This is a genomic window from Streptomyces sp. NPDC090106, assembly GCF_044747265.1.
GTDB lineage: Bacteria > Actinomycetota > Actinomycetes > Streptomycetales > Streptomycetaceae > Streptomyces.
Genome location: NZ_JBIVDS010000001.1, coordinates 533,050 through 549,445 on the forward strand (window position 1 = coordinate 533,050; position 16,396 = coordinate 549,445).

14 protein-coding genes are annotated in these 16,396 nt (G+C 72.5%); 9 read left to right on the forward strand and 5 right to left on the reverse strand.

Annotated elements, in window-relative coordinates; all coding sequences use genetic code 11:
• Positions 1-16: 16 nt before the first annotated feature.
• The 3 genes from ACIPSE_RS02400 to ACIPSE_RS02410 all read left to right on the forward strand — a co-directional run bounded on the left by ACIPSE_RS02400 (position 17) and on the right by ACIPSE_RS02410 (position 2,535).
• Positions 17-943, forward strand: a complete 927-nt coding sequence (locus ACIPSE_RS02400) for a sugar phosphate isomerase/epimerase family protein (protein ID WP_401656511.1) — start codon at positions 17-19, stop codon at positions 941-943.
• A gap of 229 nt (positions 944-1,172) precedes the next feature.
• Complete coding sequence (locus tag ACIPSE_RS02405; RefSeq protein ID WP_401657638.1) at positions 1,173-1,973, forward strand: helix-turn-helix domain-containing protein; 801 nt, start codon at positions 1,173-1,175, stop codon at positions 1,971-1,973.
• 361 nt (positions 1,974-2,334) lie between these two features.
• Positions 2,335-2,535 (forward strand): AlpA family transcriptional regulator, encoded by a 201-nt coding sequence (locus ACIPSE_RS02410; protein WP_215205232.1) that lies wholly within the window; start codon positions 2,335-2,337, stop codon positions 2,533-2,535.
• Between the two features lie 10 nt (positions 2,536-2,545).
• On the opposite strand, the gene ACIPSE_RS02415 is transcribed toward ACIPSE_RS02410, so the two are convergent.
• A complete protein-coding gene (locus ACIPSE_RS02415; protein ID WP_401656513.1) occupies positions 2,546-3,589 on the reverse strand; it encodes a zinc-dependent alcohol dehydrogenase family protein in 1,044 nt (347 codons plus the stop codon).
• A 222-nt stretch (positions 3,590-3,811) separates the two neighbouring features.
• Here ACIPSE_RS02415 and ACIPSE_RS02420 point away from each other — a divergent pair, with 222 nt between their 5' ends.
• The 3 genes from ACIPSE_RS02420 (at position 3,812) to ACIPSE_RS02430 (ending at position 7,337) form a co-directional block, all read left to right on the forward strand.
• The gene (locus tag ACIPSE_RS02420; protein ID WP_401656515.1) at positions 3,812-4,762 is read left to right on the forward strand and encodes a PrsW family intramembrane metalloprotease; all 951 of its coding nucleotides are present in this window, start codon (positions 3,812-3,814) and stop codon (positions 4,760-4,762) included.
• A gap of 91 nt (positions 4,763-4,853) precedes the next feature.
• A complete protein-coding gene (locus ACIPSE_RS02425; protein ID WP_401656517.1) occupies positions 4,854-5,087 on the forward strand; it encodes a heavy-metal-associated domain-containing protein in 234 nt (77 codons plus the stop codon).
• A gap of 24 nt (positions 5,088-5,111) precedes the next feature.
• Entirely contained in the window at positions 5,112-7,337 is a 2,226-nt protein-coding gene (locus tag ACIPSE_RS02430) for a heavy metal translocating P-type ATPase (protein ID WP_401656519.1), read from the forward strand.
• Positions 7,338-7,959: 622 nt separating this feature from the next.
• On the opposite strand, the gene ACIPSE_RS02435 is transcribed toward ACIPSE_RS02430, so the two are convergent.
• The 4 genes from ACIPSE_RS02435 to ACIPSE_RS02450 form a co-directional block, all read right to left on the reverse strand.
• Positions 7,960-9,249, reverse strand: a complete 1,290-nt coding sequence (locus tag ACIPSE_RS02435; RefSeq protein ID WP_401656521.1) for a citrate synthase — start codon at positions 9,247-9,249, stop codon at positions 7,960-7,962.
• A 223-nt stretch (positions 9,250-9,472) separates the two neighbouring features.
• A complete protein-coding gene (locus tag ACIPSE_RS02440; RefSeq protein WP_401656523.1) occupies positions 9,473-11,725 on the reverse strand; it encodes an ATP-dependent RecD-like DNA helicase in 2,253 nt (750 codons plus the stop codon).
• A 30-nt stretch (positions 11,726-11,755) separates the two neighbouring features.
• On the reverse strand, positions 11,756-13,741 hold the full coding sequence (locus ACIPSE_RS02445; RefSeq protein WP_401656525.1) for an MFS transporter: 1,986 nt from the start codon (positions 13,739-13,741) through the stop codon (positions 11,756-11,758).
• The gene (locus tag ACIPSE_RS02450) at positions 13,738-14,328 is read right to left on the reverse strand and encodes a helix-turn-helix domain-containing protein (protein WP_401656527.1); all 591 of its coding nucleotides are present in this window, start codon (positions 14,326-14,328) and stop codon (positions 13,738-13,740) included. Before ACIPSE_RS02450 ends, ACIPSE_RS02445 begins: the two co-directional genes overlap by 4 nt.
• A gap of 37 nt (positions 14,329-14,365) precedes the next feature.
• Between ACIPSE_RS02450 and ACIPSE_RS02455 the strand changes: the two genes are divergently transcribed.
• The 3 genes from ACIPSE_RS02455 (at position 14,366) to ACIPSE_RS02465 (ending at position 16,360) form a co-directional block, all read left to right on the forward strand.
• Positions 14,366-14,857: a GNAT family N-acetyltransferase gene (locus tag ACIPSE_RS02455; protein ID WP_401656530.1), complete on the forward strand. Its 492-nt coding sequence runs from the start codon at positions 14,366-14,368 to the stop codon at positions 14,855-14,857.
• 91 nt (positions 14,858-14,948) lie between these two features.
• Complete coding sequence (locus ACIPSE_RS02460) at positions 14,949-15,332, forward strand: DoxX family protein (RefSeq protein ID WP_401656534.1); 384 nt, start codon at positions 14,949-14,951, stop codon at positions 15,330-15,332.
• Between the two features lie 104 nt (positions 15,333-15,436).
• Positions 15,437-16,360 carry an RNA polymerase sigma-70 factor gene (locus ACIPSE_RS02465; protein WP_401656536.1) on the forward strand — a complete coding sequence of 308 codons (924 nt, stop codon included), beginning with the start codon at positions 15,437-15,439 and terminating at the stop codon, positions 16,358-16,360.
• Positions 16,361-16,396 lie beyond the last annotated feature (36 nt).

Consider the following 16,396-nt stretch of genomic DNA (forward strand, 5'->3'; position numbering starts at 1 on the left):
CACGGAAGCTGCCGCCATGACGTCGTTGTCACCTCAGCCTTCTCAGTCCTCACTGTCCCGCATCCGGATCGGCTCGGCTCCCGACTCCTGGGGTGTGTGGTTCCCCGACGACCCCCAGCAGGTCCCCTGGCAGCGTTTCCTCGACGAGGTCGCCGACTCCGGTTACGAGTGGATCGAGCTCGGCCCGTACGGCTATCTGCCGACCGATCCCGAGATCCTCACCGGGGAGATCGCGCGGCGCGGGCTCAAGGTGTCCGCCGGCACGGTCTTCACCGGGCTGCACCACGGCGAGGGCGTCTGGGAGAAGACCTGGGCGCACGTCGCGGACAACGCGGTGCTCGCCCAGGCCATGGGCGCCCGGCATCTCGTCGTCATCCCGTCCTTCTGGCGGGACGACAAGACGGGCGAGGTGCTGGAGCCGAACGAGCTCACCCCCGAGCAGTGGCGCAACCTGACCTCGCTGACCGAGCGGCTCGGCGAGCGGGTGCGGGACGAGTACGGGCTGAAGATCGTCGTCCACCCGCACGCGGACACGCATGTCGACACCGAGGAGAACGTCGTCCGGTTCCTGGACGGGACCGACTCCGACCTCGTCTCGCTGTGCCTGGACACCGGGCACTACGCGTACTGCGGCGGCGACAGCGTGAAGCTCATCGAGACCTACGGGTCCCGGATCGGCTATCTGCACCTCAAGCAGGTGGACCCCGAGATCCTGGCCGACGTACGGGCCAAGGGGACGCCGTTCGGGCCCGCGGTGGCGCAGGGCGTGATGTGCGAACCGCCCGCCGGCGTGCCCGAGCTGGGTCCCGTGCTGGAGGCCGCGCAGAAGCTGGACGTGGACCTGTTCGCGATCGTCGAGCAGGACATGTACCCGTGCGCGCCGGACACCCCGCTGCCCATCGCGCGGCGCACCCGGGCGTTCCTGCGCAGCTGCGGGGCGTGACCCCCGCAAGGTGAACTCCGGAAGGTGAACCCCGGTTTGTGAAACCCGGGTCGCGATCCTCACCCGGCCCTGTCCCGCGCGCCCGGGCCGGGCCCACCATGGTCCGATGACAAGTCCCGTACGTGTGCGCGCGGTTCACGGCCCGTGGGGATCCTCCGAGGTCGCCCTCGGGTCGCCTCATCCACGGCTGCTCCCCGGCGTGCTCAGCTACCGCGGGTTCCGGCTCGCGCTGAACCGGCCCCGGCGGCGGCTGGAGGCACCGATCGGGGCGGCCACCCTGGTCCTCGGGTTCGGGGACCCGGTGCGGATCAGCCGGGCCGGGCGGGCGCCGGACTCCCTGGTGTCCGTGCTCTGCGGACCCACGACCACGCCCGCGCTCGGTGAGCACAGCGGGCGGATGGCCGGGATCGAGGTGCTGCTGGCGCCCTGGGCGGCGTTCACGCTGCTGGGGACGCCGCAGCACGAGCTGGTGAACCGGACCGTCGATCCGGAGGAGTTGCTGGACGGGGCGGGCGAACTCGCCGCCGCGCTGGCCGCGCTGCCGTCGTGGGAGGCCAGGTTCGGGCTGCTGGACGAGGTGCTGGCGCGCCGGTCCGAGGGCGGTCCGCGCTGCTCGGAGCGGGTGGTGCGGGCCTGGGACGAACTGGTGCGGACCGGCGGGACGCTGCCCGTGCCGCGGCTGGCCGAGGACGTCGGCTGGGGCGTACGGCACCTGGAGAGCCGGTTCCGGGAACAGATCGGGCTGGGACCCAAGGCGGCGGGACGGGTGCTGCGGTTGCAGCGGGCCCGGCGGCTGCTGGCCTCGGGACGCGGACAGGCGGAGACCGCGGCGGTGTGCGGGTTCTACGACCAGGCGCACCTCAGTGGCGAGTTCAAGGCCATGACCGGGTGCACTCCGAGGGAGTTCACGCTCGCCCGGCGGGGCGTCGGCGCGGTGCCCGGAGGGGACCGGATCAGCGGCGAGGCGACGAGCCTGGTGCTCGGCCCCGGGCGCGGTGCGGTTTTCTCCAAGACCGGCGGCATTGGCTGAATGCAGTCTGTGAACCCCGGCAGCCGTGCCGTTGAGGCCACGACGAGGCGGGGGAGGCAGGTGGGCCGTACCCGGCGCAGCGGGTGCGGCCCACCTGTGTGTGCCGGGGCACCGGGGATGTCAACGCGCCCCGCCCGTGTGCCCGCGTACGCCTTTGCTGCGCTTGTGTCACAAACACCCCCCTCGTGTCACACATGTCGCGTGTACGCGGGTTCCTCGTCACACCAGGCACACAGCCCCTCACGCTCGGTCACTCTCCGTCGTTGACCGGGCACAGGCTTGGTGATCACCAGCGCAGCACCCGGTACCCCCGACGACCGTTCCCGGTCGCCGCCGCGGTGCGCGCGGGGAGGTACAGCTCATGACCGACCGACGGCTGTGGTCGTACAAGGACATCGCGGCGCACATCAAGGTGCAGCCGGACACCGTGCGCTCGTACCGCAAGCACGGGCTGCTGCCGCCCCCCGACCACGTGGAGGGCGGCAAACCCTACTGGTACGCCGACACCGTGCGCGCGTGGGTCGCGGCGCGGCCCGGGAACCGGGGCCGCAGAGGCGACTGAACGGCGGGCCTCAGCGCCACGGCTCGACGACCGTCACCCCGGCCCCCGGTGCCGTGCCCAGCGCGGCCAGGGCGGCCGGGGCGCCGTCGAGACCGATCGCGGAGGTGACGAGGAGGTCGGGGCGGAGCGCTCCGGTGCGGACCAGTTCCAGCATCGGGGGGTAGGTGTGGGCGGCCATGCCGTGGCTGCCGAGGAGTTCCAGCTCCAGGGCGATGGCGCGGGCCATCGGGACCGGGGTCGTGCCGTCCGGCGAGGGCAGCAGGCCGACCTGGAGGTGCCGGCCGCGACGGCGCAGGCCGTTCACGGAGGCCGCGCAGGTCGCGGGCGAGCCGAGGGCGTCGAGGGAGAGCTGGGCACCGCCGCCGGTGAGGTCGCGGACCGCCGCCGCCGTGTCGGGGGTGCGGGTCGCGTCGACGCGGTGCGCCGCGCCGAAGCGCTCCGCGAGGTCCAGGGCGCCGGGGGACACGTCCACCGCGATCACCCGCGCGCCGCAGGCCGCCGCGATCATCACGGCCGACAGTCCGACCCCGCCGCAGCCGTGCACGGCGACCCACTCCCCCGCCGCCACCCGCCCCTGCTGGACCACCGCGCGGAAGGCGGTGGCGAACCGGCAGCCCAGCGAGGCCGCCGTGGCGAAGGACAGGCCCTCGGGGATCGCGACCAGGTTGACGTCGGCGTGGTCGAGCGCCACGTACTGCGCGAAGGAACCCCAGTGGGTGAAGCCGGGCTGGGTCTGCCGCTCGCAGATCTGGTGGTCGCCCGCCGCGCAGGACGCGCAGGTGCCGCACGCGCACACGAACGGGACGGTGACCCGGTCGCCGGGCCGCCAGGCGGTGACCCGGTCCCCCACCTCCTCGACCACGCCCGCGAGTTCATGGCCGGGCACGTGCGGCAGGGTGATGTCCGGGTCGTGGCCCTGCCAGCCGTGCCAGTCGCTGCGGCACAGCCCGGTGGCCTCCACCCGGACGACCACGCCGTGCGGCGCGGGCCGGGGATCGGCCACCTCGCGCACCTCGGCCGGCTCCCCGTACCGCTCGAACACCACGGCCCGCATACGTGCTCCCCTCGTCATCAGGTCTCGGACGCCATGGTTCCCCATGAGCGGGTCCCCTCGGCGGCCGTCCCGGACTGCGGTGGCGCGGGTGTCTGCCATAGGGTTCCGTCAAAACGGGTCAAGAGGAACATCCCTCGCGATTCCCACCGCTGTCCGCCGCCGCGCGACGCCGCACGACGCCGTACGCCCGCCACCGTCGCCCGCCAACCCGAGGGAACCGCCGTGAGCCACTCCCCGCCGCCCGGCGCGCCCCGGGCCCGCATCCCCGGGCCGCAGCAGCCGCCGCCGACGTATCCGCGGATCCGTCCGGGCCTGTGGAAGCGGAGCCTGTGGGGCGGGCTCGCGCTCTGGACGCTGACCGCGCTCGTCACCTACGCGACGAGGAACACGACCCTGCTGCCGACGCTGATCCTGCTCGGCAGCTTCCTGGTGCCGGTGACGTTCGTGCTGTGGGCCTACGAGCGGCACGGACGGGACCTCGGGGTGAGCGTGATCCTCGGCTGCTTCCTGACCGGCGGGACGCTCGGCGTTCTCGGCGCCTCGGTCATGGAGTACTACCTGCTCCACCCCTCCCTGTGGATGTTCGTCGGCGTCGGCCTCATCGAGGAGGCCGTGAAGGCGGGCGCCCTGATGCTCGTGCTGCGCCGGCAGCCGAGGCTGCGCGGGATCCGGGCGGGGCTCGTCCTCGGCGCGACCGTCGGGTTCGGCTTCGCGGCGCTGGAGAGCGCCGGGTACGCGTTCAACGCGGCCGTCTCGACCGAGGGCATCGACCTGCGGGCGCTGATCGAGACGGAGATCCTGCGCGGGGTGCTCGCCCCCTTCGGGCACGGCCTGTGGACGGCGATCGTGGGCGCGGCGCTGCTGTCGTACCGGCGCCCCGACGGCCGCTTCCGGTTCACCGGCCCGGTGGTGCGCACCTTCGCCGGGGTCGCGCTGCTGCACGCCCTGTGGGACTCGACGCACGGCATCGCGATCTGGCTGGTGGCCCGGCTGACGGCGACCGGCCTCGACCGGGCGCTCTTCGCCCAGGGGTACATCGCCACCCCCACCGACCAGCAGGAACATCTCTTCACGCTGTTCTCGGTCGGCGGGCTGGTCCTGGTCTCGCTGCTCGGGGTGGCCTGGGTGCGGTCGCTGGCGCGACGCGACCCTTCTTGGAGAAATACCCCCTAGGGGTATAGTGTGAGGTAGTGGGACGCCACCGTGGACCCGTAGGCCCCTCGCGTGCGTCCGAACCGCCCCGCGCCTCCCGGAGGAGAACGACATGACCGCCCAGTCCGACACCCAGGTCACCACCGTCTACAAGGTGAGCGGCATGAGCTGCGGCCACTGCGAGGGCTCCGTCTCCGGCGAGATCTCCGAGCTCCCGGGCGTCAGCTCGGTGAAGGCCGTCGCCTCCACCGGCGAGGTCACCGTCGTGTCCGCCGGCGCGCTCGACGAGGAAGCCGTGCGCGCGGCCGTCGACGAGGCCGGCTTCGAACTCGTCGGCAAGGCCTGAGCACCCACGGAGAGTCCAGCGAGCATGTCCGGCACCACCGCCCCGATACCCGACACCGCCTTCGAGGTCGAGCTGCTCATCGGCGGCATGACCTGCGCCTCCTGCGCCGCCCGCGTGGAGAAGAAGCTCAACCGCATGGACGGCGTGAGCGCCACGGTGAACTACGCGACGGAGAAGGCGAAGGTCACCTACGGCGACGGCGTCGAGGTCGCGGACCTCATCGCGACGGTGGTGCGGACGGGGTACACGGCCGAGGAGCCGCAGCCCCTTCCCGAGCCGGAGGAGACCCCGGCCGACGAGCCCGGCACGGCCGCGCTGCGGCAGCGGCTCGTCGTGTCCGCCGTCCTCGCCGTCCCCGTCGTGCTGCTCTCCATGGTCCCGGCCCTCCAGTTCGACAACTGGCAGTGGCTGGCGCTCACCCTCGCCTCGCCGGTCGTCGTCTGGGGCGGGCTGCCCTTCCACCGGGCCGCCTGGACCAACGCCCGGCACGCCGCCGCGACCATGGACACCCTGGTCTCGCTGGGCACGCTGGCCGCGTTCGGCTGGTCGCTGTGGGCGCTGTTCCTCGGGGACGCGGGCATGCCCGGCATGAAGGACGAGTTCCGCCTCACCGTCGCCCGGATGGACGGCGCCTCCACCATCTATCTCGAAGTGGCCGCCGGGGTGACCGTGTTCCTCCTGCTCGGCCGCTGGCTGGAGGCCCGCTCCAAGCGGCGGGCCGGGGCCGCGCTGCGGGCGCTGATGGAACTGGGCGCCAAGGACGTGGCGGTGCTGCGGGACGGCCGTGAGGTGCGTGTCCCGGTGGAGCGCCTCGCCGTCGGGGACCGGTTCGTGGTCCGCCCCGGGGAGAAGGTCGCCACCGACGGCACGGTCGTCGAGGGCGCCTCCGCCGTGGACGCCTCGATGCTGACCGGGGAGTCCGTACCGGTGGACGTCACGGCCGGCTCCTTCGTCGCGGGCGCGACCGTGAACGCCGGCGGGCGGCTCGTCGTCGAGGCCGCGCGCGTGGGCGCCGACACCCAGCTCGCCCGGATGGCCCGGCTGGTCGAGGACGCGCAGAACGGCAAGGCCGAGGTGCAGCGGCTCGCCGACCGGATCTCGGCGGTCTTCGTCCCGGTCGTCCTCGCGCTCGCGGTCGCCACCTTCGGCGGCTGGCTGGGCGTCACCGGCGACACCGTCGCCGCGTTCACCGCCGCCGTCGCGGTGCTGATCATCGCCTGCCCGTGCGCCCTGGGCCTCGCCACCCCGACCGCCCTGATGGTCGGCACCGGGCGCGGCGCCCAGCTCGGCATCCTCATCAAGGGCCCCGAGGTCCTCGAATCCACCCGCCGCGTCGACACCGTCGTCCTCGACAAGACGGGCACGGTGACCACCGGCCGGATGACCCTCCAGGAGGTGTACGCCGCCGAGGGTGCCGACGAGCGGCAGGTGCTGCGGCTCGCGGGCGCCCTGGAGGACGCCTCGGAGCATCCGGTGGCGCGGGCGGTCGCCGCGGGCGCGCGCACCCGGGTCGGGCAGCTGCCCCCGGTCGAGGGGTTCGTGAACGTCCCCGGGCGGGGCGTGCGTGGGCGCGTGGAGGGGCACGAGGTGGCCGTGGGGCGGCTGTTCGAGGAGCTCCCGGAGGAGCTGGCCCGGGTCCGCGAGAAGGCCGAGCGGGACGGTCGTACGGCCGTCGTCGTGGGCTGGGACGGGGCGGCACGGGGTGTCGTGGCCGTCGCGGACGCGGTGAAGGAGACCAGCGCCGAGGCGGTGCGCGCGCTGCGGGCGCTCGGGCTGACGCCGGTGCTGCTGACCGGGGACAACCGGACCGTGGCCGAGGCGGTGGCCGGGCGGGTGGGGATCTCGCGGGTGATCGCCGAGGTGCTGCCCGAGGACAAGGTGGCCGTCGTCAAGGAGCTGCAGGGCGAGGGGCGGGTCGTCGCCATGGTCGGCGACGGGGTCAACGACGCCGCCGCGCTCGCCACCGCCGACCTGGGGCTCGCCCTGGGCACCGGGACCGACGCGGCGATCGAGGCGGGCGATCTGACGCTGGTCCGCGGGGATCTGCGGGCCGCCGCCGACGCCATCCGGCTCTCACGGCGGACACTCGCCACGATCAAGGGCAATCTCGTCTGGGCGTTCGGCTACAACGTGGCCGCGCTGCCGCTCGCCGCGGCCGGGCTGCTGAACCCGATGATCGCCGGTGCTGCCATGGCCTTCTCGTCGGTCTTCGTGGTGACGAACAGCCTGCGTCTGCGCGCATTCCGGTGAGGTTACGACGCCCACCCCCTCTGGAGTCCGGCGCGAGCCTCACATAAGCTCTTCACAAGGCTCGCGCATCATCCTTACGCAGGGGCCCCAGTCATTGTTTCGGCCCTCTTGCGCATCAAACGGACATTTGCAAGAGACGCAGATCACAGTGATGCGAACGTAACCATCGAAGGGGTTCGAAGGTCTAAGTTGGCGATGTCAGGAGGCGTCTTGGGGGGCGCTGACTGACATCTGAGGATGTCTTGGGGGACTTCCTCAGAGATGCGTTGCCGGGGCACGCACTGCGGGGAGCTTTGAGCGGCCCTCCCGACCGTGCGTTGTCCCGGCAGACCGCACAAGGAGTAGTACGACGAGTTTTGCTCGTTCTGCTCAACGCAGTACCGCACCATCCGCAACACAGCAACACACAGCGATTCAGGCGCTGGTCTCCACAAGCGCCCGGCCGGATCCCGTGGGGGGAATCCGCACCGGGACATGGGAAGGCGCCCTGGACGTCGGCCCGTGGGGGGACCGCCGCCAGGGCGCCTTCTGTATTCCTGCCTTCGGTGTTCCTGCCGTCGGCATTCCCGCCTTCGGTTCACCCGCCGGCGCAACGGCCGGCGGGGAACACCCGGGGAAAGCTCTAGCGCTCCTCGACCGGGATGAAGTCGCGCTCGACCACGCCCGTGTAGATCTGCCGCGGACGGCCGATGCGGGAGCCGGGCTCCTTGATCATCTCGTGCCACTGGGCGATCCAGCCCGGCAGCCGGCCGAGGGCGAACAGGACCGTGAACATCTCGGTCGGGAAGCCCATGGCCCGGTAGATGAGACCGGTGTAGAAGTCGACGTTCGGGTAGAGGTTGCGCTGGACGAAGTAGTCGTCCGAGAGCGCGTGCTCCTCCAGCTTCAGGGCGATGTCCAGCAGCTCGTCGGACTTGCCGAGGGCCGACAGGACGTCGTGCGCGGCGGCCTTGATGATCTTCGCGCGCGGGTCGAAGCTCTTGTAGACCCGGTGGCCGAAGCCCATCAGCCGGACGCCGTCCTCCTTGTTCTTCACCTTGTTGATGAAGGAGTCGACATCGCCGCCGTTGGCCTGGATGCCTTCCAGCATCTCCAGGACGGACTGGTTGGCGCCGCCGTGCAGCGGGCCCCAGAGGGCGTTGATGCCGGCGGAGATCGAGGCGAACATGTTCGCCTGCGAGGAGCCGACGAGACGGACCGTCGAGGTCGAACAGTTCTGCTCGTGGTCCGCGTGCAGGATGAGCAGCTTGTCGAGCGCGGAGACGACGACCGGGTCGAGCTCGTACTCCTGCGCCGGGACCGAGAAGGTCATCCGGAGGAAGTTCTCGACGTAGCCGAGGTCGTTGCGCGGGTAGACGAACGGGTGACCGATCGACTTCTTGTACGCGTACGCGGCGATCGTCGGAAGCTTGGCGAGGAGGCGGATCGTGGAGAGGTTCCGCTGCTTCTCGTCGAAGGGGTTGTGGCTGTCCTGGTAGAACGTCGACAGCGCCGAGACCACCGACGACAGCATGGCCATCGGGTGGGCGTCGCGCGGGAAGCCGCGGTAGAAGTTCTTGACGTCCTCGTGCAGCAGGGTGTGCTGCGTGATGTCGTTCTGGAACAGGGTGAGCTCGTCGACCGTCGGCAGCTCACCGTTGATCAGCAGGTAGGCCACCTCCAGGAAGGTGGAGCGTTCCGCCAGCTGCTCGATCGGGTAGCCGCGGTAGCGGAGGATGCCCGCCTCGCCGTCGAGGTAGGTGACGGCGGATTTATAGGCGGCGGTGTTGCCGTAGCCGCTGTCCAGCGTCACCAGACCGGTCTGGGCGCGGAGCTTGCCGATGTCGAAGCCCTTGTCGCCGACGGTACTGTCGATCACCGGGTAGGTGTACTCGCCGTCGCCGTACCGCAGTACTACAGAGTTGTCGCTCACGTCTTCCCTCACCCGACGTTGTGCCTCATCTTCGAGGTTGCCCTGACTGTCTCTACCATCCCCCATTCGGCGCAGGAGAGTGCACTGGGGGTCGGCCATTGGGCTTGTCGGCGGCACTCAGTGCCGCCAACTTGCCCATCCTGCCCCTCCCCTACCCGGTTCCGGAAGTCCTCTGTGACCTTCGTGACTCATTTGATCGATCATTTTTGGGGTGAGGGCCGGTTCAGCGGGTCGCCAGCCGCCAGTCCAGGGCCGTGCAGCGGCGTCCCGCCGACACCGTGCGCACCGCCTGGCCTATCGCCTTGCGCGAACCCACGAGCACGACCAGCCTCTTGGCCCGGGTGACCGCCGTGTACAGCAGGTTCCGCTGGAGCATCATCCAGGCGCCGGTGGTGACCGGGATCACCACCGCGGGATATTCACTGCCCTGGGAACGGTGAATGGTGACCGCGTACGCGTGGGCCAGTTCGTCCAGTTCGTCGAAGTCGTACGGCACCTCCTCGTCCTCGTCCGTCAGCACCGTGAGCCGCTGGTCGACCGGGTCGAGTGAGGTGACGACGCCCACGGTGCCGTTGAAGACGCCGTTCTCGCCCTTCTCGTAATTGTTGCGAATCTGGGTGACCTTGTCGCCGACGCGGAACACCCGGCCGCCGAACCGCTTCTCGGCCAGGTCGGGGCGGCCCGGGGTGATGGCCTGCTGGAGCAGGCCGTTGAGCGCGCCGGCGCCCGCGGGGCCGCGGTGCATGGGGGCGAGCACCTGGACGTCCCGGCGCGGGTCGAGCCCGAACTTGGCTGGAATCCGACGGGCCGCGACGTCCACCGTGAGCCGGCCCGCCTCCTCCGTCTCGTCCTCGACGAAGAGGAAGAAGTCCTTCATGCCGTCGGTGACGGGATGCTGCCCGGCGTTGATCCGGTGCGCGTTGGTCACCACACCCGACTGCTGGGCCTGCCGGAACACCTGGGTGAGACGGACCGCGGGGATCGGGCCGCCCTCGGCGAGCAGATCGCGCAGGACCTCGCCGGCCCCGACGGACGGCAACTGGTCGACATCGCCCACGAACAGCAGATGCGCGCCCGGCGGCACCGCCTTCACCAGCTTGTTGGCGAGCAGCAGGTCCAGCATGGACGCCTCGTCGACCACGACCAGGTCGGCCTGGAGGGGGCGGTCCTTGTCGTAGGCGGCGTCGCCCCCGGGCCTGAGTTCGAGGAGGCGGTGGACGGTGGAGGCCTCGGCGCCGGTCAGTTCGGCGAGGCGTTTGGCCGCGCGGCCGGTCGGGGCGGCGAGCACCACCCTCGCCTTCTTCGCGCGGGCCAGCTCCACGATCGAGCGGACCGTGAAGGACTTGCCACAGCCGGGGCCGCCGGTCAGCACGGCGACCTTCTTCGTCAGCGCCAGCTTGACCGCGGCCTCCTGCTCGGGGGCGAGGTCGGCGCCGGTGCGGGTCCCGAGCCAGCGCAGCGCCTTGTCCCATTCCACGTCACGGAAGCCCGGCATCCGGTCCTCGTCGGTGCGCAGGAGGCGGGTCAGCTGGGCGGCGAGGGAGAGTTCGGCGCGGTGGAAGGGGACCAGGTAGACGGCGGTGACCTGCTCGCCGTCCGCCTCACCCGGCACCTTCTCGCGGACGACACCGGGCTCCTCGCCCTCCTCGCCCGGCTCGGCCAGTTCGGCGAGGCACTCGATGACGAGGCCGGTGTCGACCTGGAGCAGCTTCACCGCGTCGGCGATCAGCCGTTCCTCGGGGAGGTAGCAGTTGCCCTGGTCGGTGGCCTGGGACAGGGCGTACTGGAGGCCCGCCTTCACGCGCTCCGGGCTGTCGTGCGGGATGCCCACGCTCTGGGCGATCCTGTCGGCGGTGAGGAAGCCGATGCCCCAGACGTCGGCGGCGAGGCGGTAGGGCTGGTTCCTCACGACGGAGATCGACGCGTCGCCGTACTTCTTGTAGATGCGTACGGCGATGGACGTGGACACCTCGACGGTCTGGAGGAAGAGCATGACCTCCTTGATCGCCTTCTGTTCCTCCCAGGCGTCGGCGATCTTCTTCGTCCGTTTCGGCCCGAGGCCGGGAACCTCGATGAGCCGCTTGGGCTCCTCCTCGATGATCTTGAGGGTGTCCAGGCCGAAATGCTGGGTGATCCGGTCGGCGAAGACCGGCCCGATGCCCTTGACCAGCCCGGAGCCGAGATAGCGCCGGATGCCCTGGACGGTGGCGGGCAGGACGGTCGTGTAGTTCTCGACGGTGAACTGCTTGCCGTACTGCGGGTGGGACCCCCAGCGGCCCTCCATCCGCAGGGACTCCCCCACCTGGGCGCCGAGGAGCGCGCCGACGACCGTGAGCAGATCGCCGCCGCCGCGTCCGGTGTCGACCCGGGCGACCGTGTACCCGTTGTCCTCGTTGGCGTACGTGATCCGCTCGAGGACGCCTTCGAGGACGGCGAGCCGCCGCTCGTCCGTGGGATTCCCCGCCTGTTGAGCCATGATCCGACGGTACCGGTCACCACTGACAGCTCACGCGCCCTGTGGAGAACCGCTCCTGGCCCCGGTGCGGGTGAGGACGACGGCGACGGCGGCCAGCAGCGCGGCGAGGGCCGTGAGCGCCGTGCCGGACCAGCCGAGGTTCTCGATCAGGGGTGCCGCCAGTGTCGTCCCTGCGGCGCCGACGGTGAAGTACAGGACCAGGTACACGCTGACGAGGCTGCCGCCCCGGGCCGGGTCCAGGGCCATCACCCGGCTCTGGTTGGCGGCCTGCGCGGCGAACGCCCCGGCGTCGAAGAGGGCGAGGCCCAGGACGGTGACCGCGGGGCGGTGCAGCCCTGTCGCCAGCAGCCCGGCCCCGGCCGCGCCGACGAGCAGCGAGGCCGTGATCACCGCCCGCGGGGAGTACCGGTCGGCGAGCCGCCCGGCGAGCGGCAGCGCACCGAACCCGAGCAGCCCCGCGAGGCTGTACAGCCCGATCCCGGTGGCGTCGAGCGAGTACGGCGCCCGCCCCAGCTCCAGCGCGAGCGCCACCCATACGAGGTTGAACGCGAGATACCAGAGCCCCCCGGCCACCACCGCCCACCGCAACGCGGGATGCCGCCGCAGGAGCCGGGGCAGGGCGCGGAGGGTGGCGAGGTAGGTGGGGGTGGGGGTCGGAGGGGGCGGCGACGCGGCGTCGGCGGAATCGGCGGAATCGGCCCATGCGGCCGAAGGCAACGCGTTGCCGGGCGGCGGGGCGGCGGCGGTCGTGCCCGCCAGGGCCGCGGTGGTCGTGTCGGCCTGGGCCGCGGTGGTCGTACCCGCCGGGGCCGCGGTGCCGGGTGAGGACGTGGCACGCGCACCCGAGGACGGGGTGTCCGTGGGCGGTCGTACGTCGGTGGACGTGGCGGCGGCAGCGGAGGGTCCGGGGGCCGGTGGCAGCGGGGGCGTGCCGGGGGACGCGGGTGTGTCGGCGGGCGGAGCCGGGGCAGTGTGGCAGAGCCCGGCGGTCGGGGGCGCGGTGGCCATGGACCGGTGGAGGGCCGACGGGGCCGAGGGCAGCGGGGGCGTGCCGGGGGACGCGGGTGTGTCGGCGGGCGGAGCCGGGACGGTGTGGCAGAGCCCGGCGGTCGGGGGCGCGGTGGCCGTGGAACGGCGAAGGGCCGACGGGGCCGAGGGCAGCGGGGGCGTACCGGGGGACGCGGGTGTGTCGGCGGGCGGAGCCGGGACGGTGTGGCAGAGCCCGGCGGTCGGGGGCGCGGTGGCCGTGGAACGGTGAAGGGCCGACAGGGTCGAGGGGAGCGGGGGCGTGCCGGGGGACGCGGGTGTGTCGGCGGGCGGAGCCGGGGCGGTGTGGCTGGGCCCGGCGGTCGGGGGTGCGGTGGCCGTGGCACGGTGGAGGGCCGACGGGGTCGGGGGTGCGGGAGCGGTGCCGGGTTGGCGTGTGTCCGCGTCGGCCGCCGGAGCCGTGGCGGGGAGCTCTGCTCCGGGGTGGGTGGGCGGGAGCAGCCGGGCCGTGGTGAGGGCGCACAGGGTGACCGCCGCGGCGGACAGGAGCAGCATGTGGCGCCAGCCGAAGGCGTCCGCGAGGGTGCCGCCGACGAGGCGGCTGAGGAGGATGCCGGCGGACATGCCGGCGGCGACCGTGGCGACGGCGTGGGTGCGGCGGCCGGGCGGGGCGAGGCGGCCCGCGATGGCGCCCGCCTGTGCGGCGACGCCCGCCGTCGCGCCGATCAGGAGGTAGGCGACGAGGAGGACGGTGGCGCCGGGAGCCGCGGCGGCGAGACACAACGCGGCTGCCAGTGCGCCGAGTTGGACGGGAATCAGACGGTTCGGCGGTATGCGGTCGGCCAGCGGGAGCAGCAGGACGAACCCGGTCATGCAGCCGAGCAGCGCGGCCGTCGGGACGAGCCCGATCACCGGGAGCGGCACGCCGAACTCGGCGGCCACGTCGGTGAGGGCGGGCTGGACCGCGTAGTTGTTGGCTATCGCCGTACCGGCCGTCACGGCCAGCAGGAGCGTGCGCCCGCCGGTCACGGCCGCTGCTGCCGGGCGAGGACGACGACGTAACGGCACTCCGTGGCGGTGTCGTTGACGAAGGTGCGCGGGGCGGGTTCACCGAGCTCGATCGTGTCGCCCGCGTCGAGGACGTGCGCGAGGTCGCCCTCACGGAACGTCAGCCGCCCTTCCAGGACCCACACCACCTGCCGTACGAACGCGAACGCCGCCGCGGGGTAGGGGACTTCCGCCCCGGGTGGCAGGCGGATCTCGGCGATCTCCGCGGGGAAGCCGGGGGTGGTGATCTGGCGGCGGCGGTAGCCCGTCCCCGGGTCGCGCCACTCGGCCGCGTCCGCCCCCCGGCGCACGGCGCCGGTTCCGCCGCCCTCCCCGGTTCCGTCCGGCGATGCCTCCAGCAGCGACGACACGCCGATCTGGAACGCCGCCGACAGCTTGCCGAGCACCACCGCCGTGGGGCTGCTCTCCTCCCGTTCGATCCGGCTGATCATCGCCTGGGAGACACCGGACTCGTCGGCGAGCCGGGCCAGGGTCCAGCGGCGGCGCTCCCGTTCGGCACGCACGCGTGCGGCGATCCGGCGAACCAGGGGATCTACTATGTTGGACATGAATCCAATATACGAGAAGAGCCGTGGGAGGAAGCCCGTGACGGTCAGAGTCGCGCGGGACGAGGACACGCGGGCCGTGGTCGCCATCCGCAACCACGCGATCGAGCACTCCACCGCCCTGTGGACGGAGGTCACGCAGTCCCCCGCCGAGGGCGCCGCCTGGTTCGCGGCCCACCTCGCGCGCGGCTCGGCGTTCGTGGCCGAGGCGGAGGGCGAGGTCGTCGGGTTCGCGGCCTACGGGCCGTGGCGGGCCGGCCTGGAGGGCTACCGGTACACCGTCGAGAACTCGGTCTACGTCCGGGAGGGCAGCCACGGGCTCGGGGTCGGCTCGGCGCTGATGACCGCCCTCGTCGACGCGGCACGGGAGGCCGGGCACCACGTCATGGTCGCCGGTATCGAGGCGGGGAACACCACGTCGATCCGGCTGCACGAGCGGTTCGGCTTCGAGCACGCGGGGACGGTCCGCGAGGTCGGCCTGAAGTTCGGCCGCTGGCTGGACCTGACGATCATGCGCCTGCCCCTGGGCTGAACCGCCGCCTCCGCTTCCCGGTCCGGTGATGTCACAGGGCGGATCGCCGCCTCGTCCATGGGCCAAGAACGATCTCGAACTGGAGCGGACCATGAACCTCACCCTCTGGATCGCCGCAGGACTGCTCGCCGCCGTGGCCCTGACCGGCGGCCTCGTCAAGACCCTCGTCCCCCGTACGACCCTGGCGTCGTCGCCCGGCGGCGGCTGGACCGGCGACGTGGGCGACGGCTTCGTCAGAACCCTCGGCGTCCTCGAAGTCCTGGCCGCCGCGGGCCTGGTCCTGCCCGCGCTGGTCGGCATCGCGCCGGTCCTCGTGCCGGTGACCGCCGTCTGCTGGGTCCTGCTCATGGTCGGCGCGATGGTCACCCACGGCCGCCGCGGGGAGTCGGCGCTCATGGCGCTGAACCTGGCCTATCTCGCGCTGGCCGCACTGGTCGCGTGGGGGAGGTTCGGCCCCGAGACCTTCCTCGGCTGAGCGGCGCGTTCCAGCCCCTGCGGTTGAGCGCCGTCGGCACGTCGGGGAAGCTGTCGATCACACGCGTGGGACGCCACGCGCGGACGACCGGAGAGGGAGCCGGTGTGACACGGACCGAGGAGTTCCAGGAGCTGCGGCCCCTGCTGTTCTCCATCGCCTACCGGATCCTGGGCAGCGTGAGCGAGGCCGAGGACGCGGTCCAGGAGACCTGGCTGCGCTACGACGCGACGCCCACCGTGGCCAGGTCGCCCCGCGCGTTCCTGTCGACCACGGTGACCCGGATCTCGGTCGACGTCCTGCGCTCGGCCCGCGTCCGGCGCGAGGCGTACGTCGGGCCGTGGTTCCCCGAGCCGCTGCTCGACGACCCCTACGCGGACCCGGCCCGCGCGGCGGAGCTCGCCGACTCGGTGTCGATGGCGGCCCTGGTGCTCCTGGAGCGGCTCTCCCCGCTGGAGCGGGCGGTCTTCGTGCTGCGCCAGGTGTTCGACTTCGGCTTCCCCGAGATCGCGGAGGCGATCGACCGCTCGGAGGCGGCCTGCCGTCAGCTCCTGGTGCGGGCCCGGCGCCACATGGAGGCGGGCCGGCCCCGGTTCGACGCGGGCAGCGCGGAGCGCGAGGAACTCGCCGCGCGGTTCTTCGACGCCCTGCGCGAGGGGGACGTCGACGGGCTCCAGCGGCTCCTCGCCGCCGATGTGGCGCTGGTCGGCGACGGCGGCGGCAAGGCCCCGCAGCTCGCCCGGGCGGTCGCCGGCGCGGACAACGTGGCGCGGCTGCTGGCGGCCGTCTTCCCTCGGCTGGCCCTGGTCGCCGTCGGGTGGGAGGCGCACGAGGTCAACGGGCAGCCCGGCGCCGTCTTCCGCGACCGGGACGGCAGGGTGCTCCTGACGCTGGCCCTCGACGTCCTCGACGGCCGGATCCAGACGCTCCGCTTCGTCCTCAACCCCGACAAGCTCGCGCACGTCGGGCCGGTGGCGGACGTCTGGGCCATCCATGACGCGACACGGCGGGCACAGCGGCCCGCGGACTGATCCCACCCCCGCACGGACGGCGGACACGCGCGCCCG

Bases quoted from the DNA above. Each gene is read 5' to 3' on its own strand.
- ACIPSE_RS02400 (WP_401656511.1), top strand. From the start codon at position 17: ATGACGTCGTTGTCACCTCAGCCTTCTCAGTCCTCACTGTCCCGCATC.
- ACIPSE_RS02410 (WP_215205232.1), top strand. From the start codon at position 2,335: ATGACCGACCGACGGCTGTGGTCGTACAAGGACATCGCGGCGCACATC.
- ACIPSE_RS02415 (WP_401656513.1), bottom strand. From the start codon at position 3,589: ATGCGGGCCGTGGTGTTCGAGCGGTACGGGGAGCCGGCCGAGGTGCGC.
- ACIPSE_RS02425 (WP_401656517.1), top strand. From the start codon at position 4,854: ATGACCGCCCAGTCCGACACCCAGGTCACCACCGTCTACAAGGTGAGC.
- ACIPSE_RS02430 (WP_401656519.1), top strand. From the start codon at position 5,112: ATGTCCGGCACCACCGCCCCGATACCCGACACCGCCTTCGAGGTCGAG.
- ACIPSE_RS02440 (WP_401656523.1), bottom strand. From the start codon at position 11,725: ATGGCTCAACAGGCGGGGAATCCCACGGACGAGCGGCGGCTCGCCGTC.
- ACIPSE_RS02450 (WP_401656527.1), bottom strand. From the start codon at position 14,328: ATGTCCAACATAGTAGATCCCCTGGTTCGCCGGATCGCCGCACGCGTG.
- ACIPSE_RS02460 (WP_401656534.1), top strand. From the start codon at position 14,949: ATGAACCTCACCCTCTGGATCGCCGCAGGACTGCTCGCCGCCGTGGCC.